The organism is Nostoc sp. (genome assembly GCF_036919555.1).
Lineage (GTDB): Bacteria > Cyanobacteriota > Cyanobacteriia > Cyanobacteriales > Nostocaceae > Nostoc.
In genome coordinates this window covers 83,748-108,456 of sequence record NZ_JBALCS010000051.1, presented here as the reverse complement: position 1 = coordinate 108,456, position 24,709 = coordinate 83,748, and the positions used below count along the sequence as shown (strand labels likewise).

Here is a 24,709-nt window from a genome sequence, read left to right as displayed (position 1 = left end):
CCACTCGCTGAAGAAGATACAGCAGATTTCAAGGAAAGTAAAGTACACAACGATTCGCCTCAAAGCCAGATATAAAGCCTGTTTTACTTCTGTTAGCGCAGGGGGGCGTAGCCCATTCTGATTTTTGACTCCTGAATTCTGCTGTATATAAAGAACTTGCCCTCTCAGCAGGGCTTTTTTGTTATAAGAACTAAGTAGAAATAATTCAAATTGTCAATAAATAAATAAAAAATATTTAAATAACTGCAACCTAACTTGTTCAAAGCCTTACCAGGAATGGATTAAGCGAAAAAATGTTGATAATAATCCATATTAATTTTTACTGGACGATCGCTAATTTAGATTTATACAATAGCGGGCACTATCAAAGAAAGCAAACCTGTGTCGGAAGCATACTGGCAAGCAAAAATCTGGGGATTACTTCATGACCCTGTGCTAAAAGCGCTACATAATAATAGTGGACGTGGTGAAAATAGCTTCTGGCAAGAACTAGAAGTAATGCAGAACTGGCGTGAGAATAACTGGAACCCAGAGACATCTGGACGCAAAATTCTAGAACACATCCACCAAGCTGATTATATTGCCTCAGCAAGCGATCGGGGTGCTATTGGTAGCGTGACCGCAAGTATCAATTATGCTCCGAGTAATAACCGAGAACACGGTCTAGAAATATCTCACTTGCTATCTGGGGAAAAACGTCATTTTAAAATAAAGCAGCATTCCGAAATGCTAGCGACAAACCGCAAAGATTACTTAACTTCAAAAGAACAAAAGTTACTAGAAGCTATACCAGTAGAGTTGAGAACAAATCCTGAAAAAATTAAGGGTTTGTTTTGGTGGCTGTGGCGTTGTTTACCAGCAGCGACTTGTCGAGAATTTGATGATGATGAATCTTTGATGCTGATGCCAGCTGAAACCCGCTTACCAGATAGTTCTATTTGGAGTCATGGTAGTATTACAGCAGCCTTAGCTGGCGCTTTAGCAGGCTATGATCTGACAACCGCAGACATTGAACGCTGGCCAGCCAACAAAACTTTATCTCATCCTTATTTAGCCAGCTTCACTTTTACCCCCGTCCAAGAACTCATCAAAGCCAGCCGCAAAATGCGAGACTTTTGGGCAGGTTCTTGGCTATTGCACTATCTCTCGGCTAAAGTATGTTGGCAAGTTGCCCAAAAATACGGCCCTGATTGCTTTCTTTATCCCAGCCTCTACCAACAACCATTAATTGACCACTGGCTATTAAATGAATTTCCTAAGATGGGGTTTGAAAAATGGATAAAAGAACCTGAAGCTAATTCACTTTTAACGGCGGGATTTCCTAACGTATTGGTATTAGTGCTGCCAAAAGATAAAGTGCAAGCTGCCATGCAACTAGCCAAACAAACACTTTTACAAGAGTGGGCGCAAATTGGTGATTTGGTTTTTGACGAATTACAAACTCAGCGTCATTGGATGCCAGATTTACAAGCAAACAGCAGCACTTGGAAAGGTTGGTTACAATCTCAATGGCAATTTTATTGGACAGCTTTACCCATAGGCAAAGAGGGAGAACTTCTCAAAAATGCCGCTATTCCTAAAGAACGAGAGACAGAATTTTTAGATTGGTTAAACGCTCAAAATAAAGCTTATATAACTAACCAAAATAAAAACCTATTTCAAGATAATGAAATAAATTTTCTGCGGGAAGCATATCAACAACGTTGGGAAAAACAAAAACGAAAATTCAGCGTAAATGTTGGTTCTTGGTGGGCACCGATTTTTGACGCTAATCGATATGCTTTAGCAGCAGTAAAAAATGCTCGGAATTGGGAATTACCTACAGCTTTTGGCCCGCGTTCCACCATTTCTGGTATTGGCCCAGTGGTGCATCCTGGTGAGGATTGGATAACTGAAGGTGAAACTAAAAAATATTGGCAACAACGCATAGGTTTATTTGATGGCAGTGAACAACTAAATGCTACAGAGACAGTCAAACGATGTTTGCATAAAATCCTCCCGACATTACTGAATATCTCAAAAGATAAAATTGCTGTTTCTTATCCAGATTTGACATCAGGAGTCGCAGGTTATTTAAAAAATGCTGATTCTGAAAAATTAAAAATATTTAATCAAACTTGTGCAGCAGTGAAAAATTGGGTGGACGACCGAGGACAAAAACTAGATGTAATTCATGAAAAATGGGGTATACCTTGGATTGATCAACATGAAAATACTCAATTTAAACAATTTCATCCCCGATTACTAAATCTAGGGTGGCTAGTTGAAGATTTAGAAATATCAGCAAACTTAATCAATGATTATCGCCAAGATATTGCGAAAATTATTAATAAATCTTATCCCAGTAATAACCCTGCTGATTGGTATGTATTAGCGGCGGGTGATGGTGATGATATGAGTAAATGGTTGCAGGGTGAAAAACTAAAAGAATATCGAGATTATATTCCTTCAAAATTAACAGATAAGGAAGATAAATCAGTATCTTTAGAAAGCTTTCAGAAATTTTTAGAAGTCAAAAAACGCATGGGGCCATCAACACATAATGCCCTGAGTCGGGCTTTGTTAGATTTTTCTAATCAATTAGTACCTTATTTGACAGAACAGCGTTATGCTGGACGCTTGATTTATGCAGGTGGAGATGATGTTTTAGCCTACACCAATCTTTGGGAATGGGATAACTGGTTATGGGATATCCGCGAATGTTTTAAAGGAAATAAAGACCCTCAAGATGAATTTGACAGCAATGGCGATTATTGGACTGCTTTGGAGACACACCCAAAAGTAGCCAAAAGACCATTATTCACGATGGGGAAGAATGCAACTATTAGCTTTGGTATCGTTATTGTCCATCATTCAGTACCACTAGCGATCGCTTTAGAAAGTCTCTGGTCAGCAGAAGCAAAAGCCAAAGAACATTTTTATCTAAAAGAAGGTAAAAAAGACCAAAAAGACGCTGTACAAGTACGGGTATTATACGGTAACGGTAACACCTTAAAATCCACTGCTAAATTTGATGTTTTCCGTGAGTGGCAGAAATTAATTACAGACAAAGAATTAGACAGTGCGATATTTGAACAAGCCGCGAGTTTGTGGAGTCAACACCCAGCACCGAGTCGAGAGGCAATTTTACCTTGGACAAAAGCATTTTGCGATCGCCGTGACCAATTCCAAGGTGATGACACAGCCAAACAACAAGCCAAACAGCAATTTCAGAGAAATTTAGCTGATTTTCTCCAAGCCTTATTTCTCACTACCAAAGAAAAAGACCTAGACAATGAAATCCAAAACTGGTTAAAACTTGCAGCTTTTGTCAAACGCAACCGTGACATCAAACGAGGAAGTGATATTTAATGTATTGGTATAAACTCACACCATTAGATATATTAATGTTAAGAGATGCCAAACCATTTTCACCACAAGAAAGGGCTTGGGCGGGTAGTATATTTCCACCCAATGGTCATGCGATCGCAGGCGCATTGCGGGGAATATTAGAAGAGAAGAAAGACTTTAATATTGTTGGTCCGTTTCTCTGTTATGAAAACAAAGGAAATAGCTTATATCTTCCGCGTCCATTAGGGTTTGTGAAATCCATACCTCTTGTTCCTTTAGCATGGGAAAGTGAATCTCATTTACATAATGTTATTTTACGTGATCAGACTCAACCTTGTCCTTTAGTTAAACCTGTCAACCTACTAACAGAAGACGAGGAAGATGATTTTATAAAAAGCGACGGTTCAGAAGCTAAATTTAGACAATATCTTCCATACTCAGTTGTCAAGACATATCTCCAAACCGGAAAGATAGAAAAAGATCGTTGGCAAGTAATTTCTGGGAGTCATGAAGATCAACCTTGGACAATAGAAACGCGATCGCACAATACTATTGAACAAGGAACAAGACAAGTTAAAGATGCAGATGGTTACTTTGTCGAAAATGGAATTCGCCTTCATGATGGGTGGAGTTTAGCAGTTGGCATAGACGAAAATATCGATACTCCAACCACCTTACGATTAGGAGGAGAAGGACATCGGATAATTTTGCAACGTTGTGATGAATTAGACGAACAGTGGGCAAGTTTGCAACAACAATCACAAGCTAACTTTGCGCGTGGAGGTAAAGCGATCGCTTACTTGGTGACACCAGGTGCTTTTGAACGCAAAGATAAATCCCAAGGGACACAAAAGGCTATTTGCCGTGCTTATCCTTGGGAATGGAAATTAGCCCATACTGTTAACGGTAATCAAACATCAGGATATTTAGTCAGTGTAGCAACAGAGAAACTAGTACCTATTAGTTGCCGTTTTCGAGAAAAAGCAGAAGCGAGTAAAAGTATTCCGGCGCCGCAAGTTTTTGCTACACCTCCTGGTACTTTGTATTACCTTAATCAGCCGCAACTTTTATTTCAAGATAATCAACAAACCAAGGTAAACACTTGGAGAAAACTTGGTTATTCAGAATTATTGTGGATTAACTATTTAAATTAAGTGAGAACAAGAATGTCTGATTTTAGAGTTGGTTATATTTACAGTCTTGCTCCAATTCACTGCGGCGGTGAAGGTGACTTGGGCAACATCTTAGAAATTGCCCGTGAAGTGCATACAAATTTCCCTTATATTCCTGGCTCATCTTTACGAGGCACTCTCAGAGATGAAGTTAAACTAATGGATGAAACAGCAGTTAATACTTTGTTTGGTAAAGAGTTAGATAAAGAAGGTCAAATGGGAGTGCATCAGGTATGGTTTGGAGATGCACGATTGCTGTGGGTGCCAATGCGAACTATGTCGAACAATGGTAAAGATGTATTTAGCTGGGTTAGCTGTCATTCGTTGATTCGTGACCATGCAATAATTGCACAACAGAATGCTGTGATTTTCCCTAACGAAGCTGTTGGTAATTCTGCGGGTACATATCTTATCGCTGATGCTCAAATTCAGGTTGATCAGATGTCTGATGAGCAAAAAAAAGCAACAGCATTAGCTGGAACTTGGCCAAATTCTCTCATAACTGCTGTTAAACCCACTTGGGAAAAGAATCGCATTGTATTACCCGATGCTGATTTTCAGGTGTTGATGGAACATTCGTTATGGACTCAAATCCGTAACAAAATTCAAGATGAAACAAAGGGAGCTAATCAAGCAGGTTCGGCTGAAGTTTTTTGGACGGATGTGTGCATTCCTAGAGATACGATTTTCTATTTCTCTTGGGGTTACAGTCTCCTCAAAGAAAAACCTGTAACATTAGAACAACATCAGTTATTAATGAAGGTTTTACAAGGACTTTTTCAAGTTGGTGGTCAAGCGAATGTGGGGCGCGGTTGGGTTCAAGGTTGGACAAATAATGCCGTATCACCTTCTCAAATAAAAGTTGGAGTATAGAAGAGAAAATAATGTCTAAAAATAATAAACAATCCAATCCCCCAAAATCGGTAACAACAGTAAAGTCAATTACGCCAGCTACTCAACCAACCACGGTAACAACGGTAAATTTAATTACGCCACCTACTCGACCAGCTAATATTGATAGTGGTTTTAGCTCCACCCAAATATTACCAGAACAAATGAGTTTAGCTGCTCATAAACATATTCAGACTTACTTGAAAAATAAACACCAACAAAAGTTGGATAAAAACGACCTGACTGCCGTCTTGCGTTTGTCGCAACATCTCCGAGTATTTGGGTTGTTGTCTGCGGTTGGCTATGTCAACCAATTCAACGCTCAAGGTGGTGAAGTGCGAGAGCGTACTGTTCCAGTTTGGGAATCACTACTAGGTCAGATGGTAAATCAAGCCGAGCCTCCACAACGGCAACAACTGATGGAACAAGTAGTACAAATGACCAGAAACCAGCCACAACTATATATGGCTACTTGGCGGAGGTCTTTGATATTAGCCAATCACTGGAATTTCTGGGCAAGAGCCTATCAGGAGGATTAATGTATACTGGTACTCAATTGATTGAATTGTTGGAGTTACAACATCAACAGCGATCGCAATCTGGCTTATTTAAAAAAGGTAATTTTACCATTCAGTGGCGTGCTAAAGTTGGTTCTTTTCCTCATCCAGATGTAGAAACTATTGTCTCTGCTGGTGAACCTTGTGGCGCATGGAAACCTAGTCAAGGACGACCCGAAGATAAGCGTAATGTTAGTGAGAACTGGGAACGTCTGCGAGTTTTACCTCTCAATGGCTATATTCCTGGAGCTTCTATCAGAGGATTGGTGAGAGCCTGGGCAAAAAAACGCCCTGACATTTTACCCAGAATGTATGAACTTTTGGGGTATCAAAACAACGACACAATCACTGCTGGTAAGATTGAATTTCTGGATGCTTGGCCTGATAAAGCAACTAAACTAACTTTAGATATTGTCAATCCTCAGCAAAAATTTCAAGTTTATCATCAAGGGCAAAGTACGCCTTTATCCCTCTACACTATGGGCGATGGTAAAAATGATATTCCTGTAAAAGTAGCTATTCGCGGAATTCCTGGTCGTGTTACCGATGCTGAAGTTAGTGAAGTTTGGGAATGGGTGCAGCAAGCACTGAGTTTATATGGTGTTGGTAGTCGAACGGCTTCGGGATATGGAACGCTGAAGTTTTCCAATTCCTTCCAACCCACTTCTGACCCTAATTGTGCAGTCAAGCAATTTGACTTCAGTCTTTACAGCCAAGGTAATGCTGGGCCAAATATGCAAACAATGGAATTGCGCCCTTCCCATTGGCGAGGCTGGCTCAGGTCTTGGATTTTACGGTTTTTGCTGGGAGTAATGTCTCAGAAAGATGCTGAAAAAACAGTTGGTGAACTGCTAGGAACCTTGGAACCAGAAAGCCGTAAAGGTTGTGTGCGCTTGGAGATGTTGAAGAGTTCAACTTGGGGCGATCGCTCCACCGATAGACCAGATTTTTACACCTGGAAAGGCAAGATACAAATTAGCGCCCCCAATGACATCTTAAATAAAATCATTCTGCCGATTATCCGATTTGCAGTCATGGTTGGCGGCGTGGGACGTGGTTGGCGCAGACCATTGCATGTATTCTATATGAGCAATGGTAGAGCAGCTGCACGCGGAACGCTTTTGACTTTAACTCATAAAGTGAGAAATCAAAGCACACAGAAATTAGAAATCAAACCCTATGTTTTACCTCTAGATGTAGCAGCATGGACGAAAGCTTATGATAATTGGCTGTTAGCAGTTAAAAGCCAATGGTCTGATAGAGTTACAGCAGAAAACCATAACATCACCGCAGAGGTTTTTTCACCTAGTAGCTGTGCAATCTATGCTGTTCCTGGCCCAGATAAAGAACCTATAGAACGCGATGAACCTTGCTGGGAACAGATGAAAGACGCAGAAGCAACTCGCGGTAACGGCATGTATTTAATTTATCAAAAGAATTCACTACAAGATTATAAGCGTAATCCTCATATCGGCGGAAATGCAGGTGGAGGTAATGCTTATTGCTCTTGGGTGAGTATCAAGCGGGTAAATATTCGTAATATACACAAAGAAACAGACTGCCAAGAAATTGTTTGTCTATTTATGGGAGGGCAAACACCAAATTCTGATCATGTGCGATCGCATTTTCTTAGTGATTTAAACAAGATGAGTGGTGCTGTGCATCTATTTGGTGTCCAGTGTCCATCTGAAAATTAGTCGTGCGATCGCAATCATAGCCAAAACTAAGCTCAAATCTTCCCCCTATGACAATCATATCAACTGAATCTAATCGCGTAGATACGTTAATTATCACCGTGGGTACTCGCCAAGTTGGTTGGCGTTGTAAAGATGGAGTAATTCGTTCTTTTGGTGCTGATGGTATTATGAGTTCTAGCTATCCATGCCATGTTAACGAACTTTATCACGAATTAGGAATTGAACGTGGTACTCATGAAGAAAAGGACAAAACCTCTCCCTGGAGTGCCAGAGATTTAGGTAAGCGGTATTATGAATACTGTGTAGAATGGCTTGGTGGTGACTTTAGCCAAGTTGAACTGCTTTTAGACCAGAAAATTATTGAAACTGGGATTAAGCAGGGTCTTAAGCATATTATCTTGTGGGGAACTGACCAACCAGAAACAGTTTCTTGGTCTTATCGTCGGCTTGATACTCTTTGGTTAGCAAAATTAATCTCAGGGAAAATTAAAAGTATTTTTCCTGATGTCAGGGTAGATGTTCACGCACCAGTAATTAATGCAAATGATAGCAATGCTACTCGTCAAGAACTAGAAATTTTAGTATTGCAAGAAGCACGGGATTATTTTTCTCCCTCTGGCGACGAAGAATTTGTCTTATGGATACAAAATAAAGGATGTGCGCCTGCGATCGCATCCTGTGTAGAAATTTGTGCAGCAGCTTTGGTGCGTCAATGTCAAGTCTTTAACGCCAGTCCCGATGAACCAGAAGAATTCTTCCCCACGCTGCAAAATGGTGCTAGAACTGCTGCTCATTCCCAAACTTTTAAACTCATCCCGATGGGAGACTATTTCTGGTCTTTAGAACGCTTGCGGGTAGTTTCCGCATGGGAAAGGGGCGATTTTTCCGAAGCACAACTTTGGTTAAAAGTACATCAAATTCGTCACAAAATTCTATATAAATTGGCAGGAATTTTGGTAAGCTATACGAACTGGGAAATAGATAATTTTATAAAACTTATTGGTGATTGGCTAGATTCTAATGATGTTGCTAAAGCAGTAAATAGCGAAAAAATTCAAGCTTGGAAAGAACAATTAAATCAAATCAAAGCAGACGATATGACGAAAGCTTGGGAGTCTACTTTGTTAATTAAACTACCGCTTTACCGCCAAAATTACACTACAGCATTTATTCAATTTGCCCATATTTTAGAACGATTGCTATATATTCAATGCCAAGAAAAAAATTGGCTGGCTAAAGGATTTTTGACCATACCACCAGACCAAGCACATCGAATAGCCTATGAACCACGAATGGTTGATTTAATTCAAGCTTGGTGTAAATCTCGGAGTTTAAATCAAGATGATAAATGGTTTAAATTATTAGATCGCATCCGCATAAAACGCAATCAAGTAATTCATTCAGGTAAATCAGTGACACTGAGTCAAATTCGCTCTCTTTGGAATGAGGGTAATTTATTTTCAGTGAAAATCTCAGAAGATTCAGCAGTTGTAAATGATTTGATGTTAGAGCTGCTTAAACAAGTTAGCACTTCGCCAAACTTAGATAAATTGTTACTGCGATCGCTCTACAAGTGGGGATTGCAGGTACTACAAGAATCAATCTGAATATATTCCGATTCACTGGAAGACACATGATCGCCTAGAAAGTAAGTCCCCACAATTTGGGCGCTTGGCGATGTCAACGGTGGGCTACAGTTCACCCATATTTTCCTCGACGATTATCGGATCATTAAAGCAATGGTACTGGATGGCAAAAGCCGTAGTACCCGCGATCGCTAACTTTAGCTTAACTGACTGCGAAACTTACTAATACTAATAGTTAATAACACAACAGCAAAGGCGACTAAAACCAAAACATTCATCCACAGTACATCTAAGCCAACGCCTTTGAGCAAAATACCTCGAACAATCGCAATGTAATGGCGGAGGGGATTGAGTAAGGATAGGACTTGAAAGAAGGGAGGCATGGCTTCAATGGGTGCGATCGCGCCAGAAGTTTGTACCATTGGTAAATTAATAAAGAAAGATGTCAGAACTACCTGTTGTTGGGAACTACACACAGTCGCCAACATAATACCCAGGCTAATCCCGACAAATACATACATACCTGATAGTCCGAAAAATAGCAGAAAATTACCTCGAAATGGTACATGAAATACTATTGTTGCTAATGTGATAGCTAATAAAACATCTCCCATTAATAAAAAGGCTAAAGGGACTATTTTTGATAGTAATATTTGCCAGTTAGTAGCCGGAGTCATTAATAATTGTTCTAAAGTTCCCGTATCTTTTTCCCGGACAACAGTAATTGCTGATACTTGTGTGCCAATTAATGTTAAAACTAAACCCATAACTCCTGGTATAAAAAACCAACTACTCGTCAGTCCAGGATTGTAAAGAAATACAACTTCAGTTGAGATTGGGAGACTTGCTTGACCTTGAGTTAATTGCAGATTATATTGCTGGATAATTTGATTCATATAATTTACCGCAATCCCGGCTGTATTGGCATTTACAGCATCGATAAATACTTGAATTTCTGCGGATTTTTGTGCTAGTTGACGCGGAAAATCGGGAGGAATTATCACTCCCACATCTAGCTTTCCTTCTTCTACCTGACGACTCAATGCTTTTTCACTGTTTGGTACAGATTTTAAAGTGAAAATTTGATTTGATGTCATGGCTGAAACTAACTCTCGACTGGCGCTGATGTTGGCATAGTCAATGACACCTAATCGTAAGTTATGAACGTCGGGATTGAGGATAAAGCCATACAGTAATAATTGGACTGTCGGGGGGACAACTAACAAAACAATTAATTGTTTATTGCGGAGAATTTGATTAATTTCTTTCCGCACTAGTGCCCAAAATGGACTATCAAATAAACGCTGAATAAGTTTCATAATTTTACTGTTTAACGTAGACGCGGAGCGGCTTGCCGCAGGCTACCGCAGAGAACACAGAGAGATTAATTTGGTAATTGCATTCGACTTAAAACTCGGCGTGATACGTTGAAAAATACTAATCCTAAGACTGCAAGCATGAGTAAATCAAACCAAACTCCGGTGAATCCTGTACCACGCACGAAGGCATCACGAGTTATATCAATGTAATAACGCGCCGGAATTACGTTAGGTAGTAGTGATAAGGGGAAAGGAATATTGTTGAGGGGATAAATAAAACCTGAGAGTAATAAGGATGTCATAAAACCTACAAGGGAAACGCCTTGTACAGCAGCATTTTGGTTACTGCTACGTACTCCTAAAAGTAAGCCGAAAAGAACGCTATCTGTCAGAAATAGTAAAGTGCCAAGTAGTAATGTTATGGGGTTGCCAACTATGCCAACTTGGAAAATAATTGAGCCTAATACCATAACTATTAATGTCTCAACGATGGCAATTAATAAGTATGCTAATCCTTTACCAAGTAATAGTTCGGTGGCACTAATGCTAGAAGTGTAGACTTGTAAAATTGTCCCTTTTTCTTTTTCCCGTACCATTGCGATCGCTGACAGCAATGAAGGAAAAATCCACAGTACAACTCCGTACACTCCTGGTACAATATACAGCGATTCTAATCTACCAGGATTAAACCATAGACGCATTCGTGCTGTAATACTATTAGTGGCAGGTATCAGTCCATGCTCTTGCATAAAAAAGGTTGTGACTCTCTGAATACTATTTTTAATCACACGGGCATTGTTAACATCAGTTGCATCGATTAATACTTGCACATTTGTACTTCTACCCGCTTGAATATCGCGGCTAAATTCCGGCGGAATAATTACAGCAGCTTTGGCGATTCCCTTATCTATTGCATCGCGTGTGGGATTGCCACCAAACCATTGTTTAGGCACAAATTCATTAGTGCCATACAATCGTTCAATATAGCTGCTACTTAGGTTTGTGTGGTTGAAATCTTGCACAATTAAGGGAATATCTTTACTTTCTAATCTAATGGCAAAGCCAAAAATTACTAGGGTGATGAATGGTAATAAAAATGCTAGTGCCAACGTCAGGCGATCGCGGCGAAATTGGGCTATTTCTTTCACACATTGAGCAAAAATTCTTTTCATATATATTGAGCATTGAGGACTGAGCAATTCAATTTTGGATTGGAATTCAATCTAAAATCCAAAATCTAAAATCTAAAATTCCTATTTTTGCGCTCGTTGTACGATGCCAATAAAAGCATCTTCTAAAGAAAACGGAATGGGACGCAGAGAATTGATGGTAATTTGATTAGCTTCTAAAAGTTGAGTTACTTGATTTATTTCCTGTTCGGGATGATCAAGAACAACGTGTAAACTATCAGCAAAAATCGAGACGCGCCAAGACTCAAAGTGTTGTTTGAGTATCTGAGAAGCAGCTTGGTTTTGATTGACAATAATTTCTATTAGTTGTCCCGGTTGCGAGGCTTTGACAGAACTTGGCGAACCTTCGGTGACGGTTTCTCCTGCAACCATAAAACTCATGCGGTTGCACTGTTCAGCTTCTTCTAGATAGTGCGTTGTCACTAAAATCGCTGTGCCGTTGCGGGCGAAGTCGTTAATCAGCTTCCAAAACTGGCGACGTGCTAACGGATCTACCCCCGATGTTGGTTCGTCTAAAAATAAAATATCTGGTTCGTGCATCACGCAAGCACCGAAAGCGACTCGCTGTTTCCAACCTCCCGGTAGCTGCCCAGTAATCATATTTGCTTGTCCTTCTAAGCCACAGGTAGCAATTACCCAGTCAATTTTTTCCCGCCGGAGTTTGCGAGGTACACCGTAAACTCCGCTATAAAATTCTAGATTTTGCAGAATAGTTAAATCGTCGTAAAGGGTGAATTTTTGACTCATATAACCAATGCGTCGCCGTAAGTCTGCACTCCGTAGATTTCCTGTTTCACCACCCAAGGAAATTTCACCGCCGCTTGCTTCTAGTAATCCACACAGCATTTTAATTGTGGTGGTTTTGCCAGCACCGTTAGCACCTAATAACCCAAAGATTTCGCCGTAGCGGACTTCGACGTTGACATCTTTAACGGCTTGGAATTTGCCAAAGATCCGACTGAGGTTGTGGGCGTAGATGGCTACTCCTTTAGTCTGGCTCTGTCCTCTTTTGCGAGAACGAGGAAATGGGAAAAATTGCGGTACTGAACCTTGTTGTCGCAGGCGCGTCACAAAGACATTTTCTAATGTGGGTTCGCCATGCTCGATAGTGGGAGAAGGTAACTGATGTTGTTGCAGTAGTTCGCGGACTTGGATTTCGCCGGAATTTATATTTTTCACAAGGACGTCCAAGCGATCGCCAAAACTTTGCACATCTACTATATTTGTCTCAATATTCTGGGAGAGTATTTCTTCTGTGGCTTGCAGATTTGCTGTTCGCACTTCTAAACGATGCAAGCCTAAGTTAGCACGTAATTCTGCGGGTGTGCCAATTTCATGAATTTGCCCACCGTACATCAAAGCTACGCGGTGACAGCGTTCAGCTTCGTCTAGATATGGTGTCGCAACTACAATTGTCATCCCCTCGGCTGATAACTGGGCTAGCACATCCCAAAATTCTCGCCGGGAAACTGGATCAACACCCGTGGTAGGTTCATCTAATAACAATACTTCTGGTTGAGAAACCAAAGCACAACACAGCGCCAGCTTTTGTTTCATCCCACCAGAAAGTTGTCCCACTAAGCGATCGCCAAATCGCTCTAAATTCATTAATTTTAAATATTTATTGCGGCGTTTTTGTAATAAATCATCTGCTACTTGTCGCAACCCTGCTGCATAACGCAAGTTTTCATCAATACTCAAATCCAAATACAGCGAAAACTGTTGGGTGAGATAACCTGTGATTAATCGGGCATCTCGTGCAGGCTGATTAAATATTTGCACCTCTCCCGCCGTTGCTTCCATCACACCGCCCAAAATGTGAAAGGTGCTGGTTTTCCCCGCACCGTCAGGACCAATTAATCCAAACATTTCACCTTTGTTGACACTGAAATCAATTCCCCTTACAGCAGCTAAGTTTCCATAGTGTTTGTGTAACCCATGAACTTTAATTGCTGTGGTGGGAAGACTAGATGATGGCGGTAAGTTTGGAGTAATAACTGTTCTTTGCTGTTGCATCATTTAGCCTCCTAGCTTGGAAAAGTGGTATAAAATGGTGGCGAATTGAGGGGGGAAATTTAAACGCAAAGGGAAGGCAGCGCAGTCTTGGGGGTTTCCCCCATGAGCGACTGCCGTCGCCAAGGGAAGCGCAGAGGTACGCAGAGAATTCGCTATGAATTAATGAAATGTTGTAGTAAGTAAATATTTGCTCTCTTGTTTTTTTATCTGGCTTCTGTCTTCAGCTTGATTTCGGCATCTGCTGGCATCCCCATTTTGGCGCAGGGTAAATCTGATTTGGTATAAGGATTTTCGGGGTTAAAGCAGTTATCAGGGTTTTGAAGTTTTATCCGAATTCCTACTACTTGTCTGACTCGATCTTTTTGAAAGTAAATATTCTCTGGTGTAAATGAAGCTTGCGGATCGATGGCAATTACTTTACCTTCTAGTGGTTTATCTGGCGCAGAATCAATCAAGATTTTCGTTGTTTGTCCTAGACGCACTCTGCCAATATCACCTTCGGGAATAAAACCTCTAAAATATAGTGTCTTGGGGTCAACAATTGTCAAAATATTAGTCTGACTGCTAACTACTGCACCCGGTTCGACACTACGGGCTGTCACTACTCCATCTAAGGGACTAACTACATTTAAATCTTTTTTGGAGTCTGCAATCTGGGTGAGGATTTGCTGATTTGATGCTTGGGCATCTTTCACTTTGGCATGGGCAGAGTTGACTTTTGCCTGTGCAGATTTAAGTTGAGCATCACTTTGCTGCTGCTTTCTGACTAATGCTGTTAACTGGGCGTTGCGAATGTCAGGATTGAAACCTGTAGTTTGAACTTGAGTTAACGCCCCTGATGTCGCGCTTAACTGTTGGCGTTCGGCATTAACTGCTGCAACTCGTGCTTCTAGGGTTGCGATCGCAGTATCAAGAGTGGTTTGTGCTTGATCGAATTGTTGTTGATTGATCGCCCCTTCTTTGACTAATTGGGCATAGCGATCGCGGTTGATTTTTGCTAAATTAACTTCTGCTGCTGCCTGCTTAACTTGCGCTTGTGCTTGTACTAATGTGGCTCTGGCTGCTGCTACATTTGCTCGTGCCTGCTCAATTCTGCCTTTGGTATCCCCTTGGGACTGCCGCAAATTCAGTTTGCCTTCGTTAATTTGGCTGTTAATTTCTTGAATTTCTCTGGCGACTTGCTCGACATCTGAAATTGCCTGCTGTTCATCATACTTAGCAGATGTTACTCTCGCTTGAGTACCAAGCAGTTGTCCTTGCAACAATTGATCTTCTGTGTCGTCTAACTTAATTAACTGTTGCCCCTTTTTAACTGCTGCCCCTTCCCGCACTGCAATTGACTCAATTCTTCCAGAACGCTTGATCCCAATCTCGGTTTCATAACCCTCAATCCGTCCGCTAACTTGCAGTACATTCACTGATCCTTGCGGTTGACTGTGCCACACAGCGTAGCCAATGCCAACCACCACCAGCACCCCCCCGATCAGTAAAGGAATCGGTTTCTTGCGGCGCTGCTGCTTCGATACTGGGGCATCTTTAAGATTTTCCGGGGATGTCGGGATAGTCTGAGTCATGGTAGCACCCTGGATTGGGAAAAATATTTTGTAGACGGAAATTCTTTGTCATAATACTAGACTGTCTAGTATTATGACACAAGAGATACGTCAAAAAATTTACTCTTCATGTCCAAAAATCCTACTTCCGAAATAGAAAATCCTTTACCTGCGATCAATCCCAAGCAGGAGCAAATCTTGCAAGGAGCTATCCGGGTATTTTTGAAGGAGGGTTACGCTAGAACAAGTATGGATCGTGTCAGCGCGTCAGCTGGAGTGTCGAAGCAAACGATATACAGTCACTTTCAAGATAAAGAAGGGCTGTTTAAAGCGTTGATAGAACGGTTGACGTTGGCTTGTTTTCAAAGCATTTTTTGCACAGAAAAATTGCAGGGCGAACCAGAGATTTTGTTGCGTCAACTTGCGGAAATTTATTTAACCAAAGTCGCTGATAATCCCGATTATTTGGCCTTGTTGCGTTTGATTATCACTGAGTCACAAAACTTTCCGGAACTAGCAAAACTTTATACCCAAACCGTTGTGCAGCGCAGTCGGCAAATGCTGAGTCAGTATTTTGCATCTCATCCAGAATTAGGAATCACCGATCCAGAAGCAATGGCTCAGATTTTTTTTGGTTCGCTGGTATCCTACGTGATTTTACAAGACCTTTTGTATGGGAAAGAACTCATGTTTTTGTCACGCGATCGCTTGGTAGACAGCTTAATCAACATGGTCATCAGCCAGTCCCTAAATACGGAAATATACCTTTCTAGGTGATTGTAAAATCTGTTTTTTGGTGTTTAAATTTCCATCTGTAGGTAATAGCTAATGCAGTTAGTTGATTTGCCAAATATGTATAGTGCTATCCTCATTGCTACTAGCAAGAGTTTTACCATCTGGGCTAAGAGCAAGCCCTAAAACAGAACTGGAACCATCTTCAAAGGTCTGCAACAGCTTCAAAGTCTCTAAGCTCCACAGTTTAATAGTGCCATCAAAATTGCCGCAGATCAGAATTTTTCCATCGGGGCTGATCACAAGAGATTCAACTGAACTAAAATTGTCAGGAAACTCATGCAACAGTTTTCCAGTTTGGAGATTCCATAACTTCAGGGTGCTAATTGCCCGATTTCCAGAAACTAGCTGACCAAAACTGCCAGTGACGAGCTTTTTGCTATCTGAAGTAATGCCAATAGCATCAACTCCGGTTTTGTGCCCTTTGAGAATATGGCGTGTTTTTTTAGTTTGCAGTGAAATGAGCTTAATTGTATTGTCATCACCACCCCCACTACTTACAAGGGTTTGCATATCAGGGCTAAATGCAACCTTACTCACAAATTGTGAATGTGCAGTAATGGTATCAAGCAACTTAAGCCTATGTAAATCCCAAAGCTTGATTGTGTGATCATCACTGCCACTAGCAATCAATCTACCATCTGAACTAATCGCAACGGTTTCTACTGGCTGGGTATGTCCACTTTCGATGTTAAGCATTAATTGAGTGCGTAAATCCCAAACCTTCATTGTTGGGGTGGTTATTCCACCACTTACAATCCGCTTGCCATCTGGACTAATTGCAATTGAAGTAACACCATCTGAGTGAGCATCTAAACTACGCAACAATTTTCCAGTACGTAGATTCCAGACTTTAATTGTATCATCTCTACCTCCACTAATCAGGGTTTTCCCATCCGGGCTAATTACAACTGCTGAAACACCAAAAGTCACTTTTTTATGCGCTGTGAGTGTGTGAACAAGTTGAATATGTGATTGGGGCTGAGTAATTGTACTCTTACCAATGGGAGGATTTGAATTGGAAGAATGTACATCAATGACAATGATGTTTACTGCAATTGCTAAGGCTATAATAGCTGGTTTGGATTTGAGGAAATTCAATAATTTCATGGTGCTGAGGAACGCAATTATATAATATGATTCCCATTTGATGGGGCGCGATGCACCCTATGTGATAAACTACAGCCACTTGATAGTGTAAATTATTACATCAAAGCAAATAAATAGAATGGCGAAAGAAATAGAGCGGAAATATTTAGTGAGAGGAGATAGCTGGAGAGGATTAGCTGAAGGTAGTGTATATCGTCAAGGATACATTGCCACACAAGACAAAGCGACTGTACGTATACGTATAGTCGGGGAAAAAAGTTATTTGACCATTAAAGGCCCGAATATCAAATATTCAAGATTAGAGTTTGAGTATCCGATTCCTGTTGAAGATGCTCAAGAAATACTTGAGACATTGTGTGAACGTCCCTTTATAGAAAAAATCAGATATAAAATAGAGTCGGGTGGTTTGATTTGGGAAATAGATGAGTTTGATGGTGTTAATAAAGGACTAATATTAGCAGAAGTTGAACTCAGTGATGAAAACCAACAAATTGAACTACCAACCTGGATTGGAGAAGAAGTTTCTGATGACTCCAGATATTTCAACAGCAATTTAGTAAAACACCCTTTTTCACAATGGTAATGGCTGAAATATTGCTGATACCAATTCTGTATGAAGATGCGCTAAACCATATTTAAGTACAAAAAAGAAAAACGAACCGCAAAGGAGAGGCAGCGCGTTGCGGGGGTTCCCCCCGTTGTAGCGACTGCCGTCACAAAGAAAGAAGTTAACGGGACTTAAACATTTTTGAGTGAGAAACAAGGCTCAAACCCATGCAGGGTAAGGGAAATACACTAAATGCTCAGGAAATGACCCAAACCCAGATATATCAAGAAATCAAGCAAAACCATGTCAAAGTCTCTCTGTATATACATTTAAGGTCATTTTATCGCTGTTTTTTGTCTAAATCCCACTAATCAAGGCAATCAAAATTGTTGAGTGTAGCGCGATCGCATAAGGACAATACCTTTGTCTATATGCTATGTTGAAGGCTTTAAAAACTATGGAGAATATAGGCTTGTCAGATAGCTTGTTTAGCGCACTACGTAAATATCCCAAAAGCCAAGAGCTTGATCCAATTGAGAATTTTCTGACTGAAGGTTTTGCTTGGTTGCTGAGAAATAAAGAGATGCTTGCTCGTGAATTTGTAGATTATCTCAGTTTAAAATTACCAGAACCTCTTCCTTTAACTCATAAACTACCAGAGTGGAAAACACAATACACCTTCCCTGGTGGACAAATAGATATGTTGGCAGATTGGGAACAATTTGCCTTGATATTTGAACACAAGGTATGGTCAAATCTTAGTCCAGGGCAACTAGATAGATATCGTAACTATGCAAACTTAAAGTGGTCACAAGGATATAAATTAATTCTTATTACTGGATTAACTCGGCAACATGAACAAAATCCTGACTTAGCTCTGACTTGGAGTGATATATATAAATTTTTGAAGCATTGGTTAGAAACAAAATCAGATGATAGTCTGGTTCGTGATTTTATAGATATGCTTGCTGAGGAAAATTTAGGGCCAACAGCACCAGTTTCTTATGAAAGTATAGTTTCTTATTTCCCTGCTAAATCACTACAGCCTAACCTGAAGAACATAACCTTACGTGCTGCTGAAGTAGATTGGCGTTGGGTATTAGAAAGAATTGGATTTAACAAAGATGCACCTATTCCCTCTATGCCAGCGAAATATCAATATCAGTTTGGGCGATTAGGGCCAGAAATTTTAGATGTTTCCTTTCCGAGTATATTCGTTGGTACTCTTCTAGATGGCTCCGATTTTAAAGTGCAACCTTCCAATTTATATATCGGGCCAGATTTTTGTTTAATTTTAGGTTTTAATATAAAGAGATGGAATTCATTTGAAGGCGATTTTTTTTATTCTGATGAATATACTAAATTGCGCTCAAGATTAAAAGAGAATTCAAGGACATGGGATTTTCACGATCACAAATTTGACGTAGCCAGACCAAACCCTTGGCATCCTCTTCATTTAAGAAAACCTCTAGTTGAGGTCTTCCGAGGTACTATAACGTTTGAACAGCAAGTTGACAGATTTATTTTGTATGGCCGTGAAGTTATTGAATTGCTGCTTGCTGGTGGTGAGTTAGAAGCTTTAACAAACCGCCTTCATCCTATTGCCAAAAATAGTATTTTTCCTGTTGAATGAGTTGTTTTGAGGTATAGAGTGCTTTAGTTGTGGGGAACTGCGATCGCACGGCTATTTGTTGCATATTTAATTCGTAAATAAGTGTTGAGAAGTGAAAAATAATCTCAGGTGGTGCAGAGTTAATAATTCCTGTTCCGCTAAAACGCTTATATACAGGGCGTATACAAGTTACCGCGACCTACAATAATTCTTCGGGAGCAATGCGATTTTGTGAGGTTTGGGAAAAAAGGTGCGATGCCTTCGGCGGGCGCAGCCATCGCTAAATCCTTTTCTCAGTAATTAAAATATATTTTCTTTAATTTCAGTGCGTTTTAACGCACTTTAGCTATTAGCCCGCAATTTATTGCAGGGCGGGAAAGCAATGCTCTCACTGAGGTTTTAGGGATGGGGATTTAAATAATTTGTAATTGAATTAGTTGGTGTATAAATCCCCAACTAATTCAACTGTGGTTAGCATAACTAATTACTTAATTTGCTGATGGGTATTTTGTCCATCCCAATAGACTAAGGTAGGTGTAGCTATGGTTTTAGTCTGGTAAGCGTTTTTGACACCAACCCAATTACTAGCAATTGGCATTCGCCAACCAGTTCCGAAGGCGCGATCGGTGATTTTCAAGCCTGGGGGTGCTTGTCGCCGTTTAAATTCAGCCCGCGCCACCATTTGGATTACTCGGTTTACAATCACGGGATCGTGACCAGCTAGGACAATTTGTGCTGCTGATTGGTGGTTGTGAATCAGGCGTTGCAAAATATCGTCCAAAATTTCGTAGGGCGGTAGAGAGTCTTGATCCACTTGACCTGGTTTGAGTTCGGCGCTGGGTGGTTTAATCAAGATGTTTTGCGGGATGATTTCATGATTGCGATTTAACCAGTGGCAAAGTGAATAAACACAGGTTTTAGGAACATCTGCAATTACCGCTAACCCGCCATTCATATCGCCGTAGAGGGTACAGTAACCAACCGCCATTTCTGATTTGTTACCGGTAGATAAAAGCAGATAGCCAAATTTATTAGCGATCGCCATTAATAAATTACCCCGAATTCGGGATTGGATATTCTCTTCTGCCAATCCAAACTCAGTACCCGCAAACAAATCGCCTAATGTTTGATCAAAGGCTTGCATTAACTCGCCAATCGGTAAAAGATTAGTCTTAATCCCCAGATTTTCGGCTAATGCCACAGCATCGCTAATAGAATGCTCGGAACTGTAAGGGGAAGGCATGAGAACACCGAGGACATTTTCTTTACCAAGTGCAGCAGTTGCGATCGCTGCTACTATTGCAGAGTCAATCCCGCCACTTAAACCCAACACTACTTTAGAAAAGCGACACTTGCGAGCATAATCTCGCACTCCCAAAACCAAAGCTTGCCAAATTTCTTCATCTTCCGATTCATCCACAGGTGCTACATAACCCAACTGCAAATCCCGTTGCGCCTCGTCAAATTCGACCACCACTAAATCGGTGTCAAAACCACGGGCGCGACACATAATTTCACCTTGACGATTCAAGGCAAAACTCCGCCCATCAAAAATTAGGTCATCATTTCCCCCAACCTGATTAGCGTAAATAATCGGTTGTTGAAAACGTACTGCACTATGCCTGAGTATTGTTTCTCGAAACTGGTGTTTCCCGACTGTGTAGGGGGAAGCAGACAAATTTACAATCAAATCTACACCGAGAATTGCTAAGTCAGCAATCGGATTCACTGCATAACTACGTTTGCCCCAAAATTCTTCATCGTTCCATAAATCTTCGCAAATAGTTACGCCAATATGGATATTATCTAGAGTGAAATAATTAGCCTGCAATCCTGGTTCAAAATAGCGCCGTTCATCGAATACATCGTAAGTAGGCAAAAGTCGCTTGTGAAAAAGTTGCTTGACCTTGCCATTCTCTAATAAAGCTATACTATTAAATAAAGTTTTACCGCCACTAATAGACGCTTTCAGGTTCTGTTCAACAGTTCCTACCAACACAGCTAAATTTGGTGGTAAATCCCGCGCTAAGTTTTGTAAAGTCATGCCCATTGCTTCCACAAAACTAGGATTTAGTAATAAATCTCTTGGTGGATAGCCACACAAAGAAAGTTCTGGTGTCACCAACAAACGCGCACCGCTAGATGCTGCTTGCTGTGACGCCTCCAGGATTTTTTGGGCATTCAAAAGTAAATCACCAATTGTCGGATTAATTTGAGCGATCGCAATTTTCATTTTGTTTGTCATTTGTCATTTGTCATTGGTCATTGGGTATTGCTTATTCTGACTTTTCACAGTATTTGGAAAACCTCACTTCTATTTCTCTCTCCTAAAAGGAAAGAGACTTTGAATTTTCCCCCTTCCCGCGTCGGGAAGGGGGTTAGGGGTTAGGTTTAATGCGAGCTTTTCCACATGACGTTAAAAGTCAGATTGGTTATTCCCTTTATCTCTCATCTCACGTAGCGGTTGGTTAAATAAACACCAAAGGTTTATCTTTTAAGGGAGCAAAAGCTTCGGCGTCAAACTTATACAAACTAGCCGGGCGACCAGCACCCCGCGATACCTTAATTCCGGTATCGCATAAAAAACCTAACTTGAGTAGACGCGCCCGAAAATTAGAATAATCGGAAAAGTTGTCCCCTAAAACTGTTGCGTATAACTGATATAAATCATTCAGGGTAAACATTTCTGGCAACACTTCAAAAGCCACCGGGCTATACTCTAATTTATTTCGCAACCGCCTGTGTCCATAAGCCAGAATTTCATTATGATCAAAAGCTAATTGCGGCACTTCTTTTACTGGATACCAAGCTATACCAGTCATGCGATCGGCAATCAATTCGGCTTCCTCAAATCGCACTAAAGCAAAGTAACTAACTGATAGATAACGCACATTATAACTATCGGTTGCTTCCCGTGGATCGCGATTCGGCCCGCCAAATGTATACAGTTGTTCTAAATAGAGATTGTTGACCTTAATTTTCTCTGCCATAATGCGATAGGCAGCATCTTCTAAAGACTCTCCTGGACGCACCAAAGTACCGGGAAGACTCCAATGATTTAAAAATGGTTCTTGCTGTCGCATTACTAATAGAACTAACAGCCGGTTTTGGGCAGTATCTACAGAAAAAATTACATTATCAACACCAACCTTGAAATCGGCCAAAGGTTGTTGGTTTAGCGGAGTTGGTATCTTTTTTTGGGAATGTCCTGGCATTTGTACAAATGCTCTCGATTAATATAGGCAACTACAGGGGCTGTGAGGGCTTCAGAATCTCCATGTTCGCGGTACGCTGTTGAGGAAACATCTAGACCAGTAAAAGAGGCGATCGCAATCTTCCCTCCCAGCTTTTGTACTACCTCTGAACTAGACTCATCTATTGCATATCCCGGTCGCGGCACGATCAGTAGTTGCACTTCCTGTAACAAATCTTCAATGTGATACCAACGTGGTAGCTGACTCAGTAAATCTGAACCAATAATCAACGTCAATTCAGCGTCCTCACCCCAAATAAGCTTCGCTTTTTCCACTGTTTCCAGTGTTCTAAAGCTACTCAATTCTTGTTCCAAAGCAATATTATGCCGTGGCGCGTCTATATCCGCAATCAACAGTTGCAGCATTGCCGCCCGATGCTCTAAGGGTGTTTGATCGGACTTAAATGGATTATCTGCTGCCCAAACCGCTACCCAATCATAACGCTCAGACAACCAACTCAGAATCGCCTGATGTCCAGCAGTTGGTGGATCGGCACTAGTACCAAACAAAGCAATTTTCATCATCTTACTTTGCGTCCTTCTCTACGAGACGCTGCGCGAATGCGTTTTGTTTCTTAGTTTTCTCTGTCAACTCTTGCAGTGCAGCAGAAATCTCCACTTCTACAGCTACAGGATGATCCAAACGCCTTGTCTGTTCTGGCAAACTGGCAACTGAGGCGACGGTACGCTGACGAATTGTTGCCAATGACTCCAGTGGTTGCACCCGTTGACCCTCCTGCATTACCAATTGCAACAAAGGTTCTTCTTCCAGAGTATTTTCACCTAAAAGTCCTAACCTGTCTGCTTTTACCTTACCTCCGGTAAACGAGCGAAAAATCTGCTTGCGCCCTGGATAAGTAACCTTACCACTCGACTGTTTCATCACTGGGATGCCATCAATGTCTACAAGTTTATAAACTCCATTTACGGGCGAACCTGTAACTAGTCGCGTTCCCAGTCCGTAACCATCAATTTCGGCCCCAGCAGCTTTTAATCTGGCAATTTCCCACTCGTCCAAGTCGCCACTGGCAAAAATTGGCACACCGGGAAGGAGCGATCGCACCTGTTTTGATAAGGTAACTAAATCTCCTGAGTCCAATCTCACTCCTGTTAATTGCATTTCCCCGGAATTTACTTTTTCGGCCAAGCGCTGGGCAGCAGCAACGGTATCGTAAGTATCAATCAACAATGGCGCACCCGGAAAATATCGATGAAATGCACTAAAAGCTTGTTCTTCAGTGCCTTCTATTGCTGACAACGCCATCACCAGGGCGTGTGCCATCGTACCACTTGGCTTTTGTCCCAGTTGTAGCGCTGCTAACACATTGGAAGTGGAATCTAACCCACCTGCCAATGCCGCCCGCGCTGCCCACAAAGCAGCCTGGGGACTAAATGCTCGTCTTGTCCCAAATTCTAAAAGTGTAGCTTCCTCCCCCGCTACATCCCGCAACCGTGCTGCTTTTGTGGCAATCAAAGTCTGGTAATTAATCGTATTCAGCAGGTAAGTTTCCACTAGTTGGGCTTGCCAAAGGGGTGCTTCCACGCGCAACAGTGGTTGATTGGCAAAGACGGCTGTCCCTTCCGGTACTGCCCAAACATCACCCGTAAACTTTCCCTCAGCTAAAAGTGACCAAAAGCGATCGTCAGCGTGAGCAAAAATTCCCGTTGCCTGTAATGCCGCAATTTGCGACGGACTAAAGCGGAATTTGGCTAAATATTCCAATGCCTGCGTCAGCCCCATTGCAATTAAATAGCCAAAACCCTCTGGCAATCGCCTGACGGACAACTCAAAGCTTGCCCGTCGTTGTTCTATACCTTCGCCTGTGTAACAAGCTGCCATCGTCAACTGGTAAAGGTCGGTCAGCAAGCTGTAGTCATCCGCAGAGAGGTTTAGTTCCTGGTTCTGCTGTTTATGTACATAGTCCAAATCTGGCAAAAAAATTGTCATCCAAGAGCTTCCTTACAAGACGCTTCTGCTATTTATGGTAATATCTACCATAAATAATGTCAACTCCCGGCGAATATATTTCAGAGATTGCCGTAGAACAGTAGATTTATAGGCAAATTAATACTAACTTCATAAA

At 41.2% G+C, this 24,709-nt stretch carries 19 protein-coding genes; 10 read left to right on the top strand and 9 right to left on the bottom strand.

Translation table 11 applies throughout. The features are described from left to right. The first annotated feature begins 381 nt into the window (after positions 1-381). The 7 genes from cas10 to V7K36_RS15125 all read left to right on the top strand — a co-directional run bounded on the left by cas10 (position 382) and on the right by V7K36_RS15125 (position 9,459). Positions 382-3,351 (top strand): type III-B CRISPR-associated protein Cas10/Cmr2, encoded by a 2,970-nt coding sequence (gene cas10, locus V7K36_RS15155; protein ID WP_335117000.1) that lies wholly within the window; start codon positions 382-384, stop codon positions 3,349-3,351. Next, positions 3,351-4,484 (top strand): type III-B CRISPR module-associated Cmr3 family protein, encoded by a 1,134-nt coding sequence (locus tag V7K36_RS15150; protein WP_335116998.1) that lies wholly within the window; start codon positions 3,351-3,353, stop codon positions 4,482-4,484. Before cas10 ends, V7K36_RS15150 begins: the two co-directional genes overlap by 1 nt. 12 nt (positions 4,485-4,496) lie before the next feature. Next, positions 4,497-5,375: a type III-B CRISPR module RAMP protein Cmr4 gene (gene cmr4, locus V7K36_RS15145; protein WP_335116996.1), complete on the top strand. Its 879-nt coding sequence runs from the start codon at positions 4,497-4,499 to the stop codon at positions 5,373-5,375. Positions 5,376-5,386: 11 nt separating this feature from the next. After that, positions 5,387-5,932 (top strand): hypothetical protein, encoded by a 546-nt coding sequence (locus tag V7K36_RS15140; protein ID WP_335116994.1) that lies wholly within the window; start codon positions 5,387-5,389, stop codon positions 5,930-5,932. Further along, positions 5,932-7,647, top strand: coding sequence for an RAMP superfamily CRISPR-associated protein (locus V7K36_RS15135; protein WP_335116992.1), 1,716 nt, complete (start codon positions 5,932-5,934; stop codon positions 7,645-7,647). The genes V7K36_RS15140 and V7K36_RS15135 overlap by 1 nt, the downstream gene beginning before the upstream one ends. Positions 7,648-7,694: 47 nt before the next feature. Then, a complete protein-coding gene (locus V7K36_RS15130) occupies positions 7,695-9,254 on the top strand; it encodes a hypothetical protein (protein ID WP_335116990.1) in 1,560 nt (519 codons plus the stop codon). A gap of 70 nt (positions 9,255-9,324) precedes the next feature. Beyond that, complete coding sequence (locus tag V7K36_RS15125; RefSeq protein ID WP_335116986.1) at positions 9,325-9,459, top strand: hypothetical protein; 135 nt, start codon at positions 9,325-9,327, stop codon at positions 9,457-9,459. Here the strand turns inward: V7K36_RS15125 and V7K36_RS15120 are convergent. The 4 genes from V7K36_RS15120 to V7K36_RS15105 form a co-directional block, all read right to left on the bottom strand. After that, positions 9,431-10,552: an ABC transporter permease gene (locus V7K36_RS15120; RefSeq protein WP_335116984.1), complete on the bottom strand. Its 1,122-nt coding sequence runs from the start codon at positions 10,550-10,552 to the stop codon at positions 9,431-9,433. The two genes, V7K36_RS15125 and V7K36_RS15120, sit on opposite strands and share 29 nt — an antisense overlap. A 65-nt stretch (positions 10,553-10,617) precedes the next feature. Continuing rightward, positions 10,618-11,724: an ABC transporter permease gene (locus V7K36_RS15115; protein WP_335116982.1), complete on the bottom strand. Its 1,107-nt coding sequence runs from the start codon at positions 11,722-11,724 to the stop codon at positions 10,618-10,620. A gap of 81 nt (positions 11,725-11,805) precedes the next feature. Next, on the bottom strand, positions 11,806-13,761 hold the full coding sequence (locus V7K36_RS15110) for an ATP-binding cassette domain-containing protein (protein WP_335116980.1): 1,956 nt from the start codon (positions 13,759-13,761) through the stop codon (positions 11,806-11,808). Positions 13,762-13,961: 200 nt separating this feature from the next. Then, entirely contained in the window at positions 13,962-15,332 is a 1,371-nt protein-coding gene (locus V7K36_RS15105) for an HlyD family secretion protein (RefSeq protein ID WP_335116978.1), read from the bottom strand. 108 nt (positions 15,333-15,440) lie between these two features. Here V7K36_RS15105 and V7K36_RS15100 point away from each other — a divergent pair, with 108 nt between their 5' ends. Next, positions 15,441-16,088: a TetR/AcrR family transcriptional regulator gene (locus tag V7K36_RS15100; protein ID WP_335116976.1), complete on the top strand. Its 648-nt coding sequence runs from the start codon at positions 15,441-15,443 to the stop codon at positions 16,086-16,088. A 57-nt stretch (positions 16,089-16,145) separates the two neighbouring features. Here V7K36_RS15100 and V7K36_RS15095 read toward each other — a convergent pair whose 3' ends face one another. Further along, positions 16,146-17,213, bottom strand: a complete 1,068-nt coding sequence (locus V7K36_RS15095) for a WD40 repeat domain-containing protein (RefSeq protein ID WP_335116974.1) — start codon at positions 17,211-17,213, stop codon at positions 16,146-16,148. Positions 17,214-17,331: 118 nt separating this feature from the next. Between V7K36_RS15095 and V7K36_RS15090 the strand changes: the two genes are divergently transcribed. Continuing rightward, positions 17,332-17,796: a CYTH domain-containing protein gene (locus V7K36_RS15090; RefSeq protein ID WP_334943022.1), complete on the top strand. Its 465-nt coding sequence runs from the start codon at positions 17,332-17,334 to the stop codon at positions 17,794-17,796. Positions 17,797-18,196: 400 nt separating this feature from the next. Continuing rightward, positions 18,197-19,393, top strand: coding sequence for a PD-(D/E)XK nuclease family protein (locus tag V7K36_RS15085; RefSeq protein ID WP_335116972.1), 1,197 nt, complete (start codon positions 18,197-18,199; stop codon positions 19,391-19,393). A gap of 463 nt (positions 19,394-19,856) precedes the next feature. Here the strand turns inward: V7K36_RS15085 and V7K36_RS15080 are convergent, their stop codons facing one another. The 4 genes from V7K36_RS15080 to V7K36_RS15065 all read right to left on the bottom strand — a co-directional run bounded on the left by V7K36_RS15080 (position 19,857) and on the right by V7K36_RS15065 (position 24,573). Continuing rightward, on the bottom strand, positions 19,857-21,605 hold the full coding sequence (locus V7K36_RS15080; RefSeq protein ID WP_335117232.1) for an NAD+ synthase: 1,749 nt from the start codon (positions 21,603-21,605) through the stop codon (positions 19,857-19,859). Between the two features lie 235 nt (positions 21,606-21,840). After that, positions 21,841-22,587: an NUDIX hydrolase gene (locus V7K36_RS15075; RefSeq protein ID WP_335116970.1), complete on the bottom strand. Its 747-nt coding sequence runs from the start codon at positions 22,585-22,587 to the stop codon at positions 21,841-21,843. Beyond that, a complete protein-coding gene (locus V7K36_RS15070) occupies positions 22,548-23,147 on the bottom strand; it encodes a nicotinate-nucleotide adenylyltransferase (RefSeq protein WP_335117230.1) in 600 nt (199 codons plus the stop codon). The genes V7K36_RS15075 and V7K36_RS15070 overlap by 40 nt, the downstream gene beginning before the upstream one ends. 4 nt (positions 23,148-23,151) lie before the next feature. Then, on the bottom strand, positions 23,152-24,573 hold the full coding sequence (locus V7K36_RS15065) for a nicotinate phosphoribosyltransferase (protein WP_335116968.1): 1,422 nt from the start codon (positions 24,571-24,573) through the stop codon (positions 23,152-23,154). Positions 24,574-24,709 lie beyond the last annotated feature (136 nt).